This is a genomic window from Nitrosopumilus cobalaminigenes (genome assembly GCF_013407145.1).
GTDB lineage: Archaea > Thermoproteota > Nitrososphaeria > Nitrososphaerales > Nitrosopumilaceae > Nitrosopumilus > Nitrosopumilus cobalaminigenes.
The window spans coordinates 1281031-1298856 of sequence record NZ_CP026993.1 but is presented as its reverse complement, the minus strand read 5'-3'; the positions used below and the strand labels follow the sequence as shown (position 1 = coordinate 1298856).

At 32.8% G+C, this 17826-nt stretch carries 20 protein-coding genes, 1 tRNA gene and 1 pseudogene; 11 read left to right on the top strand and 11 right to left on the bottom strand.

Annotation, left to right across the window (positions count from 1 at the left end):
* Positions 1 to 8 precede the first annotated feature (8 nt).
* Positions 9 to 641, bottom strand: a complete 633-nt coding sequence (locus C5F47_RS08015) for a hypothetical protein (protein WP_179360565.1) — start codon at positions 639 to 641, stop codon at positions 9 to 11.
* Positions 642 to 796: 155 nt separating this feature from the next.
* On the opposite strand from C5F47_RS08015, the gene C5F47_RS08010 reads away from it, so the two are divergent.
* Complete coding sequence (locus tag C5F47_RS08010; protein ID WP_179360564.1) at positions 797 to 3061, top strand: aconitate hydratase; 2265 nt, start codon at positions 797 to 799, stop codon at positions 3059 to 3061.
* An 8-nt stretch (positions 3062 to 3069) separates the two neighbouring features.
* Here C5F47_RS08010 and C5F47_RS08005 read toward each other — a convergent pair.
* Positions 3070 to 3146, bottom strand: a tRNA-Trp gene (locus C5F47_RS08005).
* Between the two features lie 76 nt (positions 3147 to 3222).
* Here C5F47_RS08005 and C5F47_RS08000 point away from each other — a divergent pair.
* The 5 genes and pseudogenes from C5F47_RS08000 to C5F47_RS09685 form a co-directional block, all read left to right on the top strand.
* On the top strand, positions 3223 to 3756 hold the full coding sequence (locus tag C5F47_RS08000) for a hypothetical protein (protein WP_179360563.1): 534 nt from the start codon (positions 3223 to 3225) through the stop codon (positions 3754 to 3756).
* A gap of 30 nt (positions 3757 to 3786) precedes the next feature.
* The gene (gene pdxS, locus C5F47_RS07995) at positions 3787 to 4755 is read left to right on the top strand and encodes a pyridoxal 5'-phosphate synthase lyase subunit PdxS (protein ID WP_179360562.1); all 969 of its coding nucleotides are present in this window, start codon (positions 3787 to 3789) and stop codon (positions 4753 to 4755) included.
* Positions 4752 to 5369 carry a pyridoxal 5'-phosphate synthase glutaminase subunit PdxT gene (gene pdxT, locus C5F47_RS07990; protein ID WP_179360561.1) on the top strand — a complete coding sequence of 206 codons (618 nt, stop codon included), beginning with the start codon at positions 4752 to 4754 and terminating at the stop codon, positions 5367 to 5369. Before pdxS ends, pdxT begins: the two co-directional genes overlap by 4 nt.
* A 60-nt stretch (positions 5370 to 5429) precedes the next feature.
* Positions 5430 to 6566 (top strand): hypothetical protein, encoded by a 1137-nt coding sequence (locus tag C5F47_RS07985; protein WP_179360560.1) that lies wholly within the window; start codon positions 5430 to 5432, stop codon positions 6564 to 6566.
* A 425-nt stretch (positions 6567 to 6991) separates the two neighbouring features.
* A pseudogene (locus C5F47_RS09685) lies at positions 6992 to 7255 on the top strand (peptidase); the annotation flags it as partial.
* A gap of 6 nt (positions 7256 to 7261) precedes the next feature.
* Here C5F47_RS09685 and C5F47_RS07975 read toward each other — a convergent pair.
* The 3 genes from C5F47_RS07975 to C5F47_RS07965 all read right to left on the bottom strand — a co-directional run bounded on the left by C5F47_RS07975 (position 7262) and on the right by C5F47_RS07965 (position 10750).
* Positions 7262 to 9580 carry a valine--tRNA ligase gene (locus tag C5F47_RS07975; protein ID WP_179360558.1) on the bottom strand — a complete coding sequence of 773 codons (2319 nt, stop codon included), beginning with the start codon at positions 9578 to 9580 and terminating at the stop codon, positions 7262 to 7264.
* Positions 9581 to 9587: 7 nt separating this feature from the next.
* A complete protein-coding gene (locus tag C5F47_RS07970) occupies positions 9588 to 10403 on the bottom strand; it encodes a 6-pyruvoyl trahydropterin synthase family protein (protein WP_179360557.1) in 816 nt (271 codons plus the stop codon).
* A gap of 65 nt (positions 10404 to 10468) precedes the next feature.
* The gene (locus C5F47_RS07965) at positions 10469 to 10750 is read right to left on the bottom strand and encodes a 4a-hydroxytetrahydrobiopterin dehydratase (protein ID WP_179360556.1); all 282 of its coding nucleotides are present in this window, start codon (positions 10748 to 10750) and stop codon (positions 10469 to 10471) included.
* A 72-nt stretch (positions 10751 to 10822) separates the two neighbouring features.
* On the opposite strand from C5F47_RS07965, the gene C5F47_RS07960 reads away from it, so the two are divergent.
* Complete coding sequence (locus C5F47_RS07960; RefSeq protein ID WP_179360555.1) at positions 10823 to 11578, top strand: asparagine synthase C-terminal domain-containing protein; 756 nt, start codon at positions 10823 to 10825, stop codon at positions 11576 to 11578.
* On the opposite strand, the gene purB is transcribed toward C5F47_RS07960, so the two are convergent.
* From purB to C5F47_RS07945, 3 genes are all read right to left on the bottom strand, one after another.
* Positions 11571 to 12932 carry an adenylosuccinate lyase gene (gene purB, locus C5F47_RS07955; RefSeq protein ID WP_179360554.1) on the bottom strand — a complete coding sequence of 454 codons (1362 nt, stop codon included), beginning with the start codon at positions 12930 to 12932 and terminating at the stop codon, positions 11571 to 11573. The genes C5F47_RS07960 and purB overlap by 8 nt on opposite strands.
* Positions 12933 to 13094: 162 nt before the next feature.
* The gene (locus tag C5F47_RS07950; protein ID WP_179360553.1) at positions 13095 to 13316 is read right to left on the bottom strand and encodes a hypothetical protein; all 222 of its coding nucleotides are present in this window, start codon (positions 13314 to 13316) and stop codon (positions 13095 to 13097) included.
* Between the two features lie 5 nt (positions 13317 to 13321).
* A complete protein-coding gene (locus C5F47_RS07945) occupies positions 13322 to 13783 on the bottom strand; it encodes a CBS domain-containing protein (RefSeq protein ID WP_179361826.1) in 462 nt (153 codons plus the stop codon).
* Between the two features lie 114 nt (positions 13784 to 13897).
* On the opposite strand from C5F47_RS07945, the gene C5F47_RS07940 reads away from it, so the two are divergent.
* The gene (locus tag C5F47_RS07940) at positions 13898 to 14323 is read left to right on the top strand and encodes a universal stress protein (protein ID WP_179360552.1); all 426 of its coding nucleotides are present in this window, start codon (positions 13898 to 13900) and stop codon (positions 14321 to 14323) included.
* Positions 14324 to 14530: 207 nt separating this feature from the next.
* Here C5F47_RS07940 and C5F47_RS07935 read toward each other — a convergent pair whose 3' ends face one another.
* A complete protein-coding gene (locus tag C5F47_RS07935) occupies positions 14531 to 14731 on the bottom strand; it encodes a hypothetical protein (RefSeq protein WP_179360551.1) in 201 nt (66 codons plus the stop codon).
* Positions 14732 to 14800: 69 nt separating this feature from the next.
* Positions 14801 to 14956: a hypothetical protein gene (locus tag C5F47_RS07930; protein WP_179360550.1), complete on the bottom strand. Its 156-nt coding sequence runs from the start codon at positions 14954 to 14956 to the stop codon at positions 14801 to 14803.
* An 89-nt stretch (positions 14957 to 15045) separates the two neighbouring features.
* Between C5F47_RS07930 and C5F47_RS07925 the strand changes: the two genes are divergently transcribed.
* Genes C5F47_RS07925 through C5F47_RS07915 form a run of 3 tightly spaced genes read left to right on the top strand, consistent with a single transcriptional unit; the run spans position 15046 to position 17209 of the window.
* Positions 15046 to 16494, top strand: a complete 1449-nt coding sequence (locus tag C5F47_RS07925) for an RtcB family protein (RefSeq protein WP_179360549.1) — start codon at positions 15046 to 15048, stop codon at positions 16492 to 16494.
* Positions 16491 to 16898 (top strand): DNA-binding protein, encoded by a 408-nt coding sequence (locus tag C5F47_RS07920; protein ID WP_179360548.1) that lies wholly within the window; start codon positions 16491 to 16493, stop codon positions 16896 to 16898. The genes C5F47_RS07925 and C5F47_RS07920 overlap by 4 nt, the downstream gene beginning before the upstream one ends.
* Positions 16898 to 17209: a hypothetical protein gene (locus C5F47_RS07915; RefSeq protein WP_179360547.1), complete on the top strand. Its 312-nt coding sequence runs from the start codon at positions 16898 to 16900 to the stop codon at positions 17207 to 17209. The genes C5F47_RS07920 and C5F47_RS07915 overlap by 1 nt, the downstream gene beginning before the upstream one ends.
* On the opposite strand, the gene C5F47_RS07910 is transcribed toward C5F47_RS07915, so the two are convergent.
* Complete coding sequence (locus C5F47_RS07910) at positions 17206 to 17715, bottom strand: 30S ribosomal protein S11 (protein WP_179360546.1); 510 nt, start codon at positions 17713 to 17715, stop codon at positions 17206 to 17208. The two genes, C5F47_RS07915 and C5F47_RS07910, sit on opposite strands and share 4 nt — an antisense overlap.
* Positions 17716 to 17826 lie beyond the last annotated feature (111 nt).

The following is a 17826-nucleotide window of genomic DNA, read 5'->3' as shown; positions in this document are numbered from 1 at the left end:
TTTTACAGTTAACATTTTGTAACTGAATAAATATTATTTTCAAAATTTGCAGTTTTAAAATCTAATTTATTTTCAGGATCATCATTTCTTGATTTACTTAATGTTTCAAGTTCTACTAATGCATCCCCTCTAAATCCAACTGAAGAACCGTAAATTCCATCAGTTAACATTGTTCCGTGATCACCTTTTTTGATGTCATCTACCATGTCATAAAATCTAGTAGTTTCTTTTTTGTTAACTGGATTTCCAGTTGCTTTATTGTATGCAACAGCAATGTACATGCCATTATTTTTAACTGCAACAGGAATTTTGTGATTTTTACCTGACACTCCAGGAATGGTATCATTAACAATTACTTCACATTTGTGATACATGCTAGATACATATGCATAGAATCTATACTGAGCATATTTTCCAGCATCATCTTCTTCACATCCGACAAAAACTTTATGCAATAATTCTAAAGCATCATCATTCATACTTTGTAATCTATCATCAATTCTTCCTCTTTCCAAAAGTTCAGATTTACACTCTTTTGCAACTAATACTAAAATGAAATCTGGTAAATTGTAATTTTTTAGGGCGGCAACAAATGCTCCTGCTTGTGACATTCCAAATTTTGGAAATCCTTTATTGACCATAATTATACCTCATTTTAGAAAACCTGCAACTCCCCAACACTGTATTAAAAAGCTGCTTTTGGCTTATAATTGTTAAGAATTTACATGCCTATTGAAACAATTTTCTGAATTTTTTAATTGCAAATATTAAATTCGGGATAAATTTATCGCATATTATGGAAACTGATACAACTTCAGAACTTGTTTCTAATGTTTATTTGAAATTAAAAGAAAATATTGTAAAATATAGAAATATTGTAGGAAGACCATTAACTTTAACTGAGAAAATCTTATCTGGGCATTTCAACAATATTGATGAGACTGTATACTCAGGTGGCAAAGATTATGTATTTTTAAAACCAGATAGAGTTGCATTACAAGATGTTACAGGTCAAATGGTAATGCTTCAATTTATGCAAGCAGGACTTAAACAAACATCTCTACCTACAACTGTACATTGTGATCATCTTATTCGAGCAGAAGTTCAAGGAGATATAGACATGAAAGTTTCTCTTGATGAAAATAGTGAAGTTTTCAAATTTCTTCAATCAGCTTGTGCAAAATATGGATGTGGATTTTGGAAACCCGGTGCGGGAATTATTCATCAAGTTGTTCTTGAAAATTATGCATTCCCTGGTGGACTAATGATTGGTACAGATTCTCATACTCCAAATGCTGGAGGTCTTGGCATGATTGCTATTGGAGTTGGTGGATTAGATGCTGCTGAAACTATGGCTGGCATGCCTTGGGAATTACTTTATCCTAAAAGAATAGGCGTTAAACTTACTGGCGAACTTAATGGATGGACGGCACCTAAAGATATCATTTTGAAAGTTGCTGATGAATTAACAGTATCTGGAGGTACAAATGCAATTGTTGAATACTTTGGACCTGGAACAAAATCTATCAGTTGTACTGGAAAAGCAACTATTACAAACATGGGAGCTGAAATTGGAGCAACATGTTCTCTCTTTCCTTATGATGAACGAATGGAAACTTATCTAAAATATACAAACAGAGAAAATATTGCTGAATTGGCTAATCAAAACAAAGAATCACTTGTTGCCGATTCTGAAGTTGAAAATAATCCTGAAAAATTCTTTGATAGAGTAATTGAAATCAATCTTTCAACATTAGAACCACATATTGTTGGACCTCACACACCTGATTTGGCAAGAACTATTTCAGAATTATCTGATGATGTAGTATCAAAAGATTATGTTGATCCAATTTCTGTTGCATTGATGGGAAGCTGTACTAATTCATCATATGAAGACATGTCAAGAGCAGCAAGTATAGCTGAACAAGCAAAAGCAAAAGGAATCAAAGCAAAAATCCCTTTACTTGTTACTCCTGGTTCTGAACAAATTCGTGGAACTATAGAGAGAGATGGACAAATGGATTCTCTAAAAGATATTGGTGCAACTGTTTTAGCAAATGCATGTGGTCCTTGTATTGGTCAATGGAATAGACCTGAATTAGAAAATGATCAACAGAATACTATTGTAACTACATTTAACAGAAATTTCCCTGGAAGAAATGATGGACGTAGAAATACTCTTAATTTTATTGGCAGCCCTGAAATGATTATTGCATTAGCATTAGGTGGAAAACTATCATTTAATCCATTAAAGGATGATCTAATTGCATCTGATGGAACAAAATTCAAACTTGAACCACCAAAACCTGCTCCTGAAGTACCTGAAGAAGGTTTCATGAGACCTGATGGCATTTTTGTTGCACCTCCTTCTAATTCTGATGACGTTGAAGTCATAATTGATCCTAATAGTAAGAGACTGCAACGTTTAGAGCCATTTCCAAAATGGGATGGTAAAGATTTTGAAGATATTCCGATTATGGTAAAAGCTAAAGGAAAATGTACTACTGATCACATTTCTCCAGCCGGTGCATGGCTATCATTACGAGGTCATTTGAATAATCTAAGTGATAATATGCTATTAGGTGCTGTAAATGCATTTAATGATAAAGTAGGCGAGGGCAAAAATATTCTAAATAATAACATTGAATCTTTTTCAAGCATTGCTAGACAATACAAAGAAAATCAAATGAGATGGGTAATAATTGGGGATAAAAATTATGGGGAAGGAAGTAGTAGAGAACATGCAGCAATGACTCCAAGATTTTTGGGATGTGCTGCAGTAATTACAAAAAGTTTGGCAAGAATACATGAAACAAATCTGAAAAAGCAAGGCATCTTAGCTTTGACATTTAGTAATCCTGATGATTATGAAAAAATTCTCGAAGATGATAAGATTAGTTTACTTGATCTAAAAAATATTCAACCTGATAAACAAGTCAAATGTGTAATTTCACATTCTGATGGAATCAAAGATGAGATTATGTTAAATCACTCTTACAATCAAGCTCAGATAGAGTGGTTCAAAGCTGGTTCTGCTCTTAATGTTTTGAGAAATAGATAATAAAATAATGGTGGGCCCAATCGGATTTGAACCGACGATCGATGGTTTTGGAGACCATCGCCCTACCAGGCTAGGCTACAGACCCACAAGAACCGAAATATTCTGCTTGAATTTTAACTATTACTAAGATTTATTTGCAAATTAGCAGTATTTGCAGTGAAATGGTAAAAACAGTTTACTTAGTTTTAGGTGCTATTCCTGTAATTGCAGCTTTGTTACTTGTTACTCCGTTAATATTAAAAAATGAAATTCCAACATCTGCTTCAAATTATACTGATAGACTTGAAATTGAATACACTAAACATCAATTAAAGAAAATTTCGTATGGTGTTACAGAAAGAATTGGTGCACAAAAAACTGAAATTCTATACATAAAAAATGATGGTGAATTGAAATATTCAGTAACTGAAAATGGATATCTTAGTCCTGATATACGTTCAAAATTAGATGAACCAAAACTTAACAAAATTAAAGCATTGATTAAAGAAACTGGTTTCATTGCAATTCCTTCTGAATCATTTGCAATAATGGATAATGCAACAGAATACCAAAAATCTAATGTCAAAGTTACTCTTAATGGGAAAGTAAATCAAATTCATTGGCCTCAACAAAATGTCACAGAGGATTTTATTCCACCAATAATTACTATGGTTGAATCAGAACTTGATTTGATTATGTCTGAATTTAGTGAATAGATACAAATAGTCTTTAGGAAAAATTAGAACATGCTTCCATTATCTGGTGAACGAAAAGATGCAAAAGGAATAGTTTCAGATAAATTAAATTCTATTGATACTTTACGCGGTTCATCTACTGTAAAACGAGGTTTTGCACATATGCTAAAAAATGGAGTTGTAATGGATGTAACAACTGTAGAACAAGCTCAAATTGCTGAAGAAGCTGGTGCAGTTTCAGTAATGGTCTTAGACAAACTTCCATCTGAAGTTAGAAAAGCTGGTGGAGTTGCACGAACTGCAAGTATTAGAATTATTGAAGAAATAATGGACTCAGTTACGATTCCTGTAATGGCAAAATGTAGAATTGGACATGTCAATGAGGCACTAGTTCTACAAGAAACTGATGTTGATATGATAGATGAATCTGAAGTTTTAACACCAGCTGATGAACTTCGTCACATTTGGAAATGGGATTTTACTACTCCAGTTGTTAATGGTGCGAGATCTTTGGCAGAAGCTTTGAGAAGAATTGAAGAAGGCGCTTCAATGATTAGAACAAAAGGAGAACCTGGAACTGGAAATGTTGCAGAAGCTATCAAACATATCAAAAAAGTAAATGATGAATTAAGAACAATAAAATCAATTTATGATTCTGGCGATAATCAAGACTTAGTTAGAATGGCAAGAGAATTCAAAGTATCATATGATATTGTTGAACAAACTGCTAAACTAGGCAGATTACCGGTCGTGAATTTTGCAGCTGGTGGAATTGCTACACCTGCTGATGCAGCATATCTGATGTCTCTTGGCTGTGATGGCATTTTTGTAGGATCTGGAATTTTTAATTCAGATGATGCAAAAGAGAGAGCAAGAGCAATTGTTTTAGCTACTACTTTTTGGAATGAATCTGATAAAGTCAAAGAGGCTCAAAAAATGATTGATGAAAGACAATCCATGATTGGATTAGATGTTAACACTTTAGAATTACGTATGCAAGATCGTGGTGGTTCAGCATGAGTCTTACTGTTGGTGTATTATCCATTCAAGGAGATGTCCAAGAAAATCTTATCTCCGCAAAAACTGCTGTTGATGAATTAGGAATTGATGTACAAGTAATAGATGTAAGAACCCCTGAAGAAATCTCACAAATAGATGGTTTGATTATTCCAGGGGGAGAAAGCACCACTATTGGCCAATTATCATTAGTAAACGGTTCTCTTAAGATTCTAAAAGAAAAAATCCAAAATGGTATGCCTGTACTTGGAATTTGTGCTGGCATGATTATGTTATCAAATACAGCAGATGATCGTGTTGTTGGTAAAACTGATCAACCGTTATTGGATATTTTTGATATTAAATTAGAGAGAAATTCATTTGGAAGACAAAAAGAATCATTTGAATCCGATGTATCTTTAGATTCAATAAATATTCCAAAATTCAATGGAGTTTTCATTAGAGCACCATCTGTCTCTGATGTTGGTTCAGATGTGGAAGTATTGTCAAAATTTAATGATCGTATTGTTGCAATCAAAAAAGGAAATGTTATCGGAACTGCATTTCACCCTGAATTAACTGAAGATACTGCAATTCACAAATATTTCATCAATCTTGTAAATACCTCAAAAAATTAAACTACAAAACTATGAATCCTGAGCAATTCTTTTTAACTATAGTTTAGTCGAGCTTTTAAAATGAACAAAAATTTTGTCTTATTTGGTATTTTAGCCTCTATTTTGATGGGTGGTTTCGGTCTATTTTCAATAAATGATTCTTTTGCTGAAGATAATCTATCTGTCAGCAGAGAAGATTCAGAAGCATACAAAAAACAATTAGAAAAGACAGAAAAGGAAAAAGAGAAAGCTGAAGAACGAAAACAAAAACTAGAAGAAAAACAAGAAAAAGCAAAACAAAAAGCTGAAGAACGAAAACAAAAACTAGAAGAAAAACAAGAAAAAGCAAAACAAAAAGCTGAAGAACGAAAACAAAAACTAGAAGAAAAACAAGCCAAGTTGGATTCTGATAGAAAAAAACTTGAAGAGAAATTATCTAAGAAAATTAACAAATATGAAGAAAAGTTACGTGAAATCAAAGAAAAATATCAATATAAAATTGAATCTGGTTTTACAGGTGACGTTGATAAATTTTCTGCTAAAATAGAAAAACTAGAAGATAAAATTGGTAAAAAATCTGAAGATGTTCGTAAAAAATTACAAGAAAAACAAGAAAAATTAGATTCAAGAACACAAAAAATCCTTGACAAAATTAGTGATGGTAATTATTTGGGAGATAAAATCGGTACTTCAAGTTCACTTGAAACTTATGAGTTAGTGTTTGATTCTGTTACTGCAAGAGGAATTCATGATAAAACACAATCATCTACTCTTGAAGGATTTATGATTTTTAATACATTTGATAAAGGTAAGTCCAATCTTAAACTTGAATTAAAAGAATGTAGAATTGTTGTAGATGATGTTCCTTTCAATTGTGGTTTTGGAAAAGCTAGAACCACATCTTCTGGGGATTCTGGTTCAAAAGATTCTCTTGTAATTCTTGCATTTTTAGAAGATGATGTACTTGAAGAAGTTCATTCTACACTCAAAATTTCACTAAATGCTGATTCTCCTATTCGTGAAATAGATGGTTCATCACAAGTTTCTATTTTAGATCCTCAAAGTAAAATCTCTGGAATGTGGTTCCTTGATGGCACAGGAACTTTGAGTAAAACAATTTCATCCATTGATGATACAACTGATGATACAACTGATGATGCCGATGGAAATCACTTTAGCATTTCACTAAATGATGGAATTTCTACTGGTGATCGATAATGTTGAAAAATCACAAATCCTTAATTTTCACATTAATTCTATCACTATCTATACTTCCACTGTCTTCGCAATTTTCATATGGTGATACAGGTATTGTCTCAGTTGATTCATTTGATGTTGAATATACAATTGAAAATGGAGTACTAGATACAATCTTTTTAGATCCTGATTTTATTGAATTAATTCTTACTATGGATACAACATCTGATGGTACTGTTGAAATCACCATCCCCCGTTCACTTTTAGACTCAAAATTTGATACATCTGATGATGTCTTTTTTGTTTTAGTAGATGGATTTGAAACTGATTATGCTGAAATAGAATCAACAACTGATTCTAGAACACTTGTAATTCCATTTTTTAGTGGTGATTCTGTGATTGGCATTATTGGTACTGATGCACTAAATCCATTTTCTTTAGAACCTGAAATTCCATCTTGGATTAAAAATAATGCAGGATGGTGGGCTGATGGACAAATAGATGACACTGCGTTCATTCAAGGAATTCAATATCTAATTTCTGAGGAAATAATGAGTATTCCTCAAACTGAATCAGGAGAATCATCTGGAAACGAAATTCCATCTTGGATTAAAAATAATGCAGGATGGTGGGCTGATGGACAAATAGATGACACTGCGTTCATTCAAGGAATTCAATTTATGATAACAAATGGTATTTTGCAGGTATAATCAGGCTCAATCCAGCAAATTATGCATAGATTTCAAATCTTTTTTGAATGGTTCCAATGATTCAGGAATTTCTATTTTAATTGAATCTTTTAATGACAAATTTTGAGATTTTTTCTCATTCCATACTTTTGAGTTAAATTCAGAAATTTCCTTTGTGACATTACTTTTGTCTTCAATATTTTCTGGCTCAACATGTTTTTCTTTGTGAATACTTTCTTTAGAATACAATTCTTTCCAAAGATGCTCTGTAATGAATGGAGTAATTGGTGCTAATAATTTTAAAATTGTTGATAAAGTTTTGTGCAGTGTAAATATTGCACCATCTCTTTCCTCATCTGAGAAATCGATTCCATATGCTCTGGCTTTTACCATTTCAATATAATGCGCAGCAAATACATTCCATGTAAATTCTCTAATTGCAATTGCTGGAATGAAGAAATTATAATCTTCATATCCTTTTTTGCATTCTTTGACTAATTTATCTAATTCAGATAAAATCCATTCATCAGATGCAGAAAGTTTACCTGATTCAATTACTGGGAAGCTAGACAAAAATCTTGACACATTCCATAACTTACTAAGGAATTTTTTAGTTGATTCAATTTTTTGTTCATTGCATCTAAAGTCATATCCGTGATTAATTTCACTTGCACTCCAAAATCTAAAAGTGTCTGCACCCAATTTTTCTATTACAGGTAAAGGATCAATTGCATTACCTTTACTTTTACTCATCTTCATTCCTTTTTCATCCAAACCATATCCCATTACCCAAGCTTCAGACCAAGGTTTTTCTCCAGTGAGTTGTTCACATCTTAGGAGAGTATAATATAACCAAGTTCTAACAATATCTTTTGCTTGAGGTCTAATTGATGCAGGATACACTTTTTTGAAAAATTCATCGTCTCTGTTGAATTTACTAATGAAAAGTGGAGATACGCTAGAATCCATCCATGTGTCAAATGTTCGTTCTTCTCCCACAAATTCAGTGGAATCACATTTAGTACAATTACTAATTGGGCACTTTTCCTCCCATGGTCTATAGTACTTTCCAGGCTCAGGAACATGTGGTTCTGAGCAGTTTTTACAGTACCAAATTGGGATTTCAGTACCATAATACCTCCTTCTTGAGATTGGCCAGTCGATATTGATTGACTCTAGCCAATTCATTAGAATTTGTTTATGCATTGATGGATGAAATGTAATTTCTTCTCCTAATTTTTTAATTTTTCCAACTGCCTCTTTTTGTTTGAGATAGTATTCTTCCATTGGAATAATTTCTATTGGCGTTTTACTTCTCTCTGAAACTGGTGTTCTATGAACAATATCTTCCACCTTATCCAAAAATCCTTTTGTTTCTAAATCTTCAATGATTTTGGTTCTTGCTTGTTTTGGTTTTAATCCAGTATATTCTCCTGCCACTTCTGTCATTCTTCCGTCTAATCCAATTGCAACAATTTCTTCCAACTCTAATTCTCTAAATAATGCAACATCGTTTTGATCACCATAGCTACATACCATTACTGCACCTGAACCAAATTCTTGTTGAGCTGAATGATGAGTTCTTAATTCTACTTCTGTATTTGTAATTGGAACAATGATCTTTTTTCCAATATATTGAGAATATCTTTCATCTTCTGGATTTACAATAATCGTCCTACATGCGCAAAGCAACTCTGGTCTTGTACTTGCAATGACTATTTCTTTGTCTGTATCTTTAATTTTGAATTTCATATAAACTAGTTTTGTAGGTAAATCTTCATAGATTATTTCTGCATCAGCTATTGTTGTACCTGATACCCAATCGTAATTGTTTGGTCTATTTGCAAGATACACTTGTCCTTTCTTCCACAAATCAATGAATGTTGATTGAGTAAGAGTTCTGTATTCTTCTGAATCTGTTCTATAGTAATTTGCAAAATCTCCACTAAGGCCCAAACTTTTCATAATGAGAATCATTTCAGCTTCTAAATCATCTAGTGCTTCTCTGCATAGATTCAGAAATTCCCCTCTTTCTGTTTCTCTCATTCGAATCTTGTGTTTTTTTTCAGTGTAGAGTTCTACTGGAAGTCCATTTCTGTCAATTCCTATTGGGAAATAGACATTTTTGCCTGCCATTCTTGCAGTTCTTGCAATCATATCAATTTGTGAATAATGTGCTGCAGCACCAATGTGCCAAGGTCTACCTGATGGATAAGGGGGAGGTGTATCTATTGTATAATTGTCATCTTGTGGTGTAAAATCATAAATTTTTTCTTCATCCCACTGTTTTAGAATTTTTTTTTCTAATTCTGGATTCCATGCTTTCTCTGATATTTTAGGGTCCATTTTCTAACTATCTTTCTATGTTTGAAATAATATGAGATCCTTTATTGTAACCTTCATAGATGTAAACACCTACTGCTTCTACATTTGATGGCATTTTTGGTACTAATAATTTGATAATTTCACTTGAAAGATTTTCAACTGTAGCTTCACCTTCTAATAGATATGTAGTATTTTTAGGAACTTGTAACTCAAACATTCCTTTTGGACCTTCAAACTGTATTTGATAATGTGACTCATCTTCTTTCTTTAGATATTTTCTATTTATGAAAAATTTATGATCAAATACATTGACTACTTCTTTGATAATTTTTTTGGCCTCTCCAAAATCTAAAAGAAGATTATCTTTCATTTGTCCTACAAGTTCAACCATCACAGAAGATGTATGTCCATGAAGGATAGAACATTTTTCAACTAGTGGAAGAATATGTGCATAATCAAAAGAGAATGATGCATCTTCTAAAAATATAGATCCTGTCTGTGGAGTTTTATCATAGAATACAACATCTTGTAATTCTTTAATCTGTGCAACATATTTTGCATGTCCTATAGCCATTACTTTATTTTCAGGAAAATCTTCTTTGACCTGTTTGTATTTTTCAATATCTTCATCGGTATCAATAACCTCAATCAATCCCTTTTCGGTTTTAAAATCAATTACTACTTCAGTTCCGTTCTTTAGGGTGACCTTGTGATTGTATTCGTAATCCTGTTCAAGAAATGTAAGCATTTGAGCTACTGTTAATTCTGTTCTAGTTTTGAGCAAATTCCCCTTTTTATCAATATATCTAAAATCTGAATCTAAAATTGTAGGACTTGAAGACATGTGAAGTCAACTGACTATGGATATAATATAAATTCTGTAATGAACGTGCCTGAAATTCTTCAAAATTACTGTGCTAAAGAATTTAGAATTTTAGCCAGATTGACATCATTTTTTGTGATCCCGCCAGCGTCATGAGTTGTCAATTCTACAGTTATTCTATTGTACACGTTAAACCACTCTGGATGGTGATTCATTTTTTCAATTTCCATTGCTGCTCTGGTCATAAAACCAAATGCCTGATTGAAACTATCAAATTGAAATTCCTTGTGTAGTTTTTCATTAACAACACTCCATCCTGAGAGATTTTTTAATTGCTCCTCGATATCTAGTTGAGATAATCGCATCATACTGTATTGCATTTAATGTTAAATTAAAAGATTGATTCATTACCCTTTATGGAATCTGTGGAGTAAGCCAAAATGGATGATATGAACAAAAAATTACTTGATAATATCAAGAATTCTATCTCTGAAACTGTCAAAGTAAAGAAAATTGGAATTGCTTTTTCTGGCGGAGTTGACAGTACATTAATTTCAAAAATTTGCTCAGACATGGATTTTGATGTTACATTACTTACAATTGGATTTTCAGAATCACATGATATTTTATTTGCAAAACATGTCAATGAATTTCTAAAATACCCTCATCATATTTTAGAAATTGATCCAGACACATTTGCATCCATTTCTTCAAAAATTAATCAAACAATAAAGACTGATAATTTATCTTGGAATGAAAACTGTATTGCTTTTCATTATGTTTCAAAACTGGCAAATTCTTTAGGACTTGATACTGTAATTACTGCAAATGGGATAGATGAATTATTTTGCGGGTATAATGCATACAGAGAAGCGTTTTCTGGTGGAGCATCAAAAATCCATGAAGTAATGACTGCTAAACTAGATAACGAACTCAAAATGATGAAGGCTGTTAATTTAGTTGCATCTGAATTTGGAGTAAGAATACTCCAGCCATTACTCTCTGAAAAATTTATCGAATATGCAAAAACTGTTCCTATATCTGAAAAAATACATGATTCAGAAGATCTATATCGCAAACATATTATTCGAAAATTAGCCAGCGAAGTTAATGTTCCAGAACTTTCTTGTACAAAACGAAAAAAAGCATTACAATATGGTACTAAAATTCACAAGTCTTTACTGAAAACTAGATAAATTTCTGAACTGTTTTCTTTACTGATTTCTCTACATTGCTAATAATTGCAGGTGATGCACCAAGGTGTTTTTCTGGTGAGAATATCGCATCAATTTCTTTTTCAGTTAACTTTGAAGAAAATGCTTTATCATTTTTGATTGCATCTTTGTAAAACATTCCTTTGTCATTTGCCTCAAATGCTACTCTCTGAACATCTCTATATGCTTCAAATCTTGGAATTCCTTTTTTGATTAAGGCCTCTAAAACAAACTCTGCAAAGATTTGCCCCTTTGTAATGTAGAGATTATCTACTATTCTTTTCTCATTTACCATCAAGTTTGAAACAATTCTGGTCATAGTTTCTAACATTTCATCAACTAGAATTGATACAGTTGGAATTACAAATCGCTCATTTGCTGAATTTGATAAATCACGTTCATGCCATAATGGAATATTTTCAAATGCAACTGCAACTTGACTTCTTACTAACTTTGATAATGATGATACACGTTCACTCTTTATTGGATTTCTTTTTACTGGAACTGCACTGCTTCCCATTTGACCTTTCTTAAATTGTTCAGCAACTTCTCCTATTTCGGTTCTCTGCAAATTTCTAATCTCTATTGCAATTTTTTCCAAAGTGGCCCCAATCAATGCTAATTCAAATACATATTCTGCATATCTTTCTCTGGGAACAACTTGTGTTGTAACTTCTGCTGGGAATAATTTTAATCGTTTAGCAGCTCTTTTTTGTACTTTAAGTGATTTTGCACCCATTAGTGAGCCTGTACCGACAACACCTAATGTTTTACAAATCAAAATTCTTTTCTTAATCTCTTCAATACGTTCTACATGCTTTGCCATCTCTGCAGCCCAATTTGCAAATTTTAATCCAAATGAAATAATACTTGCATGTTGTCCATGTGTTCTGCCAACTGCTGGAATCTTTGAATGTTTCACAGCTTTCTTTGCAAGAATTGATGCCATCTTTGCAACTTTGGGTTCAATAATTTGCAATGCATCTCTCATCTGCATTGAATTACTTGTATCAACTAAATCATTACTTGTAAGACCATAGTGAATCCAAGGTCTTGCATTTTTAGAACATTTTTCACTAAGTGATTCTACTAAAGCGGCTGTATCGTGATCACTCTTTGCTTCTAACTGCTTGATTCTTTTTGCAGTAATTTTTCCTGATAATGCAGCCCTGTGAATTTCTTTACCTACACTCTTTGAGATCATTCCTATCTCACTTTGGGAAATAGCAGCTGCCCCTTCGATCTCTAATTGATAATCTACTTTCTTTTGTTCACTGAAAATTTCCATCATTTCCTTGGTCCCATATCGACCATTATCAATAGGTAAAATTGCCAATGTTTCTATTCTTTATACATGGAAAATAAATCTACTCATGAAATCTGAACTCAATTTATTCTGTCTCTTAGTTGATGACAATCACATAAACAACCTTTTTGACATTTTACTCTCTTACAATCTGAACAAATATTTTTTCTCCAATATGGCGCTGTGTTCAAACTAATACCTCTGTGTTACCTTGAATGTCTTTCTTTTTACTTGAAGAAGAATTTTGATTAAATACAGCGTCCAAATCCCCATTAAGATATAGTATAATACACTCACATCATGTTCTTCTGGAATCTCTCTAGGTTCTTCTTCTACTGGCAGATCATATGGAGGCATGTATACAATTCCAAGAAAAATTGGTATTGACACAAGTACAATAATTGGAATTACCATGATTTCTAATTATATGGACTATAATTTGTATAAATTTTTGCTACTGAATGAAAATACATGTCTCTCATATCTTCCTCTACTGATACGGCCAATAAATTCACAATATCTGTTGCAGTAACTATTCCTACGACCTTTCCGTTATCAATTACTGGTAATTTTCTTATTCCTCTGTCGTGCATCAAATCTGCTGCAATCCTTATTGGTTCATCAGAATTAATTGAAAATAATGGAGATGACATTATTTGTTTTACAGGTTCTGTTATTTGATAAGCATGAGCCACAACTTTAACTGAAAAATCTCTGTCTGTTACAATTCCTACTGGTGAATTGTTTTCCATTACAATCACTGCACCTACTTTTGCATCTTCCATCATTTTTGCTGCTTCATTTACTGTGATTGAAGCATCTACTGAAATTACTGATTTAGTCATTACATCTGCTATAGTTGTTGTTTTTCCATTTGTCATTTTACACATAATGTTGTCTAATTCCATATTTTATGATCTTCTAGAATATCAAAGCTGAAAATCATACTAGATAATCTCAATCTGCTTTAAATTAAAAAATTGATTAATTTTACCATGGGAATCCAAATTAAAAAAATTCTTGTACCTTTAGACGGTTCATCTAATTCTTTTAGGGGTCTTGATGTTGCAATTCACATGGCAAGAGATTCCCATGCTACTATTACTGGTCTTTATGTTGCAGGAATTGTAAAACCACGAACAAATGATCCTATTACTCCATTAGAGAAAATTTTGTTAGGACACGCTCAAAAAATTATGAAAAAAGCCAAGTTGAAGGCAGCCAAAAAAGGAATTTTGTTTTTTGATAGAGTATCTTATGGTGATGATGGTAAAAGGATAGTTGAAGTTGCAGATAAACAGAATTTTGATCTAATTGTAATTGGTTCCAGAGGAATGGGTGCAGCAAAAGAAATTTTCTTAGGTAGTACTTCCAACTATGTTCTCCATAAATCCAAGAAGCCTGTCCTGGTAGTGAAATAGAATTTGATTGAATTAGAAAAAAACATTTAATTATTTAGAAGATTCTTTTATTCAATGGTTCTATTCAGAACATGGAAGGTCGATGACTGACCATGAATATAGACAATTTTGGATGAAATGTCGTGAACTTGTAAGATCATTGCATAAAAAATATGATGTATTCTATTTTCAAGAGTAATCTATTCCAATAAAATTAATTCTATATGATTAACTTCTTGTTCTCTTTTTTACAGCTGCAACCTTCTTTGATGATCTAACTTCTTTTGTCTTTGCAGTTGCTTTGCTAACTTTTCCTTCAGTTTTTATGCTTTTTCCACTTCTTCTAGCTGCACGAGAAGCTTTGGCTCTTACTTTTTGCTCTTCTTTTTGTTTTTCAATTTCTTTTTCAGTTAGCTTTTTTCTTACCATAAAGAATGAATTTATTTTATCATAGATAAATTAGATCATTAGTCTCGTATTTGATAATAATTATCAAAATTACCTTTCTATAATCCCTGTATCTTGTAAAACCCACTCTAAAGCTTTGAAATACCCTTGTTTGAAATTTTTTTCATCAATTGCCCAATCTGGGTTTGATCTTAATTCTGCAAGTAATTGATTTGCTTTTTGTGTGATTATTGCTTCATCTAACATACATCAGAATTAATCTTGATTAATTTAAAATTATTTTACAAATCTCCTGATGATTTAAATTGGATTGAAAGGAATTTTTACCCATACTCATGTCCTCTACCAATCCAAGAAAAATTGGAGAAAATCAATATCAAATTGATGCAGATTCCAATCTTGGAATGAAAGTTCCAGTTCGGATTTATGCTGATGAATCTCTAATGCAGAAAATGCTCTCAGATAGAACAATCATGCAGGCACGAAATGTTGCTTCTATACCTGGTATAGTTGGACATAGTGTTGTATTACCTGACGGTCATGAAGGTTATGGTTTTCCTGTTGGTGGAGTTGCAGCAATGGATGCAGAAGAAGGAATGATTAGTCCTGGAGGTGTTGGATATGATATCAATTGTGGTGTTAGATTACTTCGTTCTAATTTAACAGAAGATATGGTTCGTTCAAAACTAAAAGAACTTGTAACTGATCTATTTAGCTCAATTCCTTCCGGTGTAGGTTCTAAAGGTGCTGTAAAACTTACTCATTCAGAACTTGATGAAGTTTTAGTTAAAGGAGTTAACTGGGCAATTGATCATGGTTATGGTTCATCAGATGATGCTGATGTTTGTGAAGAAAATGGACAAATTCAAAATGCTGATCCAAACAAAGTTTCTGATAAAGCAAGAAAACGTGGAGCACCTCAATTAGGAAGTTTAGGTTCTGGTAATCACTTTCTTGAAGTTCAAAAAGTTGCAGAAATACATGATGAAGAAGCAGCAAAAAGAATGGGAATTGAAGAAGGAACAATTACAACTTTAATTCATTGTGGTTCTAGGGGATTTGGTCATCAGGTATGTAGTGATTATCTTAGAGTTTCTGAACAAGCTATGGAAAAATATGATATCAATTTACCCGACAGGGAACTTGCATGTGTTCCAAATAATTCTGAAGAAGGTGAGTCATATAGAAAAGCAATGTTTTCAGCATTAAATTTTGCATGGAGTAATAGACAAATGCTAACGCATTGGACTAGAAATTCATTTCAACGTGTTTTCAATCAGTCTGAATCTGATCTTGATATGAAATTAGTTTATGATGTTGCTCATAATATTGCTAAAGTAGAAAAACACAAAGTTGATGGCCAAGATCGAAAATTAGTAGTTCATAGAAAAGGTGCAACTAGAGCATTTCCTGCAAATCGCGATGAAATACCATCTAGATATCGAGATTTAGGTCAGCCTGTATTGGTTCCAGGTTCAATGGGAACTGCAAGCTGGATTTTACTTGGTCAGCCAAATTCAATGGATTTGAGTTTTGGCTCTACTGCTCATGGCGCAGGTAGAACAATGTCGAGATCTAAGGCTAGGCGGAATTTTACAGAGAATGATGTTAAAAAATCACTCAATGACAAGGGCATATTTATCAAAGCATTAACTCGAGATGGTGTTGTGGAAGAAACTCCTCAAGCCTACAAAGATGTTGATTCTGTAGTTAACGTATCTCATAATCTGGGAATTGCCACAAAAGTTGCTAAATTAGTGCCTATTGGTGTGATTAAAGGTTGAGCGAAGAAGATTCTGAACTTGAAAGACTAAAGGCAAGGAGACTTGCAGAGATGCAGAAAAATATTTCTACAAAACAAGAACCTGAACCCACATCAACTACAAAAGAAATCATCACTGAAAATCCTAGAGATCATGTTGTCAAAATCCTTGGATTTAGAGGATTGGAAGTTTTAGAAAATGCTGAATCACAATTTCCAACTGAAACTAAAATGATTGTAGACAAATTATCTGAATTAATTAAAACTGGTGAAATTAATGAAAGTCTAGATGGAGGAAAACTATTGAGCTTGTTTAGATCAGTTGGATTGAATGTCAGGATGGCTACAAAAATTAATGTAGAACAAGATGGAAAATTTGTTTCGTTGAGTGATAAATTTAGTAATAAATCATCTGGTGATGAATGATGAATATTGTATTAGAAGTTGGTACAAAAAATTATGAAGATGATTTGTTATCAATCAAAAAAGCATTATCTCACATGGAAAGTTTAGTTAGTGGCTATAATGGATATGCTCTAAGTGAACCATCTTCAAAATTTGGATGGACATTTTTTAAAATTGCATTTAAACCTGATTTACAAAATGGTATAGAAGAAAAGTTTTCTGATATGATTGAAAAGTATCAAGCAAATTATCCTGCAGAAAAGTTTGCAAAATTTATGACAGATTATTTTATTTCTAGAGGTTGTGAACTTAAAATAAAAATTTCTGACTAGACTCTTCTTCCTCTTTTTCCACCTTTCTTTCTGGTGGTATCATGAGGAATTGGTGTTACGTCATCAATTCTTCCAATTTTGAATCCGCCTCTTGCTAATGCTCTAATTGCAGCTTGTGCACCTGGACCAGGAACTCTGGAACCAACTCCACCTACAGCGCGAACTCTGATGTGAAATCCTGTAAATCCTTTTGTTCTTGCAGATTCAACTACTGCATTTGCAGCTTTCATTGCAGCAAATGGTGATGATTCGTATCTGTCTGCATTGACATGAATTCCACCAGAACTGATGGAAACTGTTTCTCCACCTGTTAGGTCGGTCATGTGAATAATTGTATTATTATAACTACTGTAAATGTGGGCAATTCCCCATTTTTCAGGGCCTTCTTTTTTAGTCTCTGGTTGAGCCTTTGATTCTACTTGCTCTACTACTGCCTCTGTTTCTTCTACTACAGCTTCAGTCTCTTCGACTGGTACTTCTTTTACCTCAGATTCGACTTCTGACAATGTGTATTCAGGTCTTAAAGGGTTTAAAATACATTGATTTTTCAAACTTGGCTTATTTTGGGCACTTGAATACAAATCACTGACTATTCATATACTGTCATAGTCATTTTG

Coding starts and splice junctions, on each gene's coding strand:
- C5F47_RS07915 (WP_179360547.1), top strand. CDS start 16,898: ATGAATATTGTATTAGAAGTTGGTACAAAAAATTATGAAGATGATTTG.
- C5F47_RS07945 (WP_179361826.1), bottom strand. CDS start 13,783: ATGACAAATGGAAAAACAACAACTATAGCAGATGTAATGACTAAATCA.
- C5F47_RS07950 (WP_179360553.1), bottom strand. CDS start 13,316: ATGGTAATTCCAATTATTGTACTTGTGTCAATACCAATTTTTCTTGGA.
- C5F47_RS08010 (WP_179360564.1), top strand. CDS start 797: ATGGAAACTGATACAACTTCAGAACTTGTTTCTAATGTTTATTTGAAA.
- pdxS (WP_179360562.1), top strand. CDS start 3,787: ATGCTTCCATTATCTGGTGAACGAAAAGATGCAAAAGGAATAGTTTCA.
- C5F47_RS07975 (WP_179360558.1), bottom strand. CDS start 9,580: ATGGACCCTAAAATATCAGAGAAAGCATGGAATCCAGAATTAGAAAAA.
- C5F47_RS08000 (WP_179360563.1), top strand. CDS start 3,223: ATGGTAAAAACAGTTTACTTAGTTTTAGGTGCTATTCCTGTAATTGCA.
- C5F47_RS07960 (WP_179360555.1), top strand. CDS start 10,823: ATGGATGATATGAACAAAAAATTACTTGATAATATCAAGAATTCTATC.
- C5F47_RS07965 (WP_179360556.1), bottom strand. CDS start 10,750: ATGATGCGATTATCTCAACTAGATATCGAGGAGCAATTAAAAAATCTC.
- pdxT (WP_179360561.1), top strand. CDS start 4,752: ATGAGTCTTACTGTTGGTGTATTATCCATTCAAGGAGATGTCCAAGAA.
- C5F47_RS07935 (WP_179360551.1), bottom strand. CDS start 14,731: ATGGTAAGAAAAAAGCTAACTGAAAAAGAAATTGAAAAACAAAAAGAA.
- C5F47_RS08015 (WP_179360565.1), bottom strand. CDS start 641: ATGGTCAATAAAGGATTTCCAAAATTTGGAATGTCACAAGCAGGAGCA.
- C5F47_RS07925 (WP_179360549.1), top strand. CDS start 15,046: ATGTCCTCTACCAATCCAAGAAAAATTGGAGAAAATCAATATCAAATT.
- C5F47_RS07930 (WP_179360550.1), bottom strand. CDS start 14,956: ATGTTAGATGAAGCAATAATCACACAAAAAGCAAATCAATTACTTGCA.
- C5F47_RS07985 (WP_179360560.1), top strand. CDS start 5,430: ATGAACAAAAATTTTGTCTTATTTGGTATTTTAGCCTCTATTTTGATG.
- C5F47_RS07940 (WP_179360552.1), top strand. CDS start 13,898: ATGGGAATCCAAATTAAAAAAATTCTTGTACCTTTAGACGGTTCATCT.
- C5F47_RS07970 (WP_179360557.1), bottom strand. CDS start 10,403: ATGTCTTCAAGTCCTACAATTTTAGATTCAGATTTTAGATATATTGAT.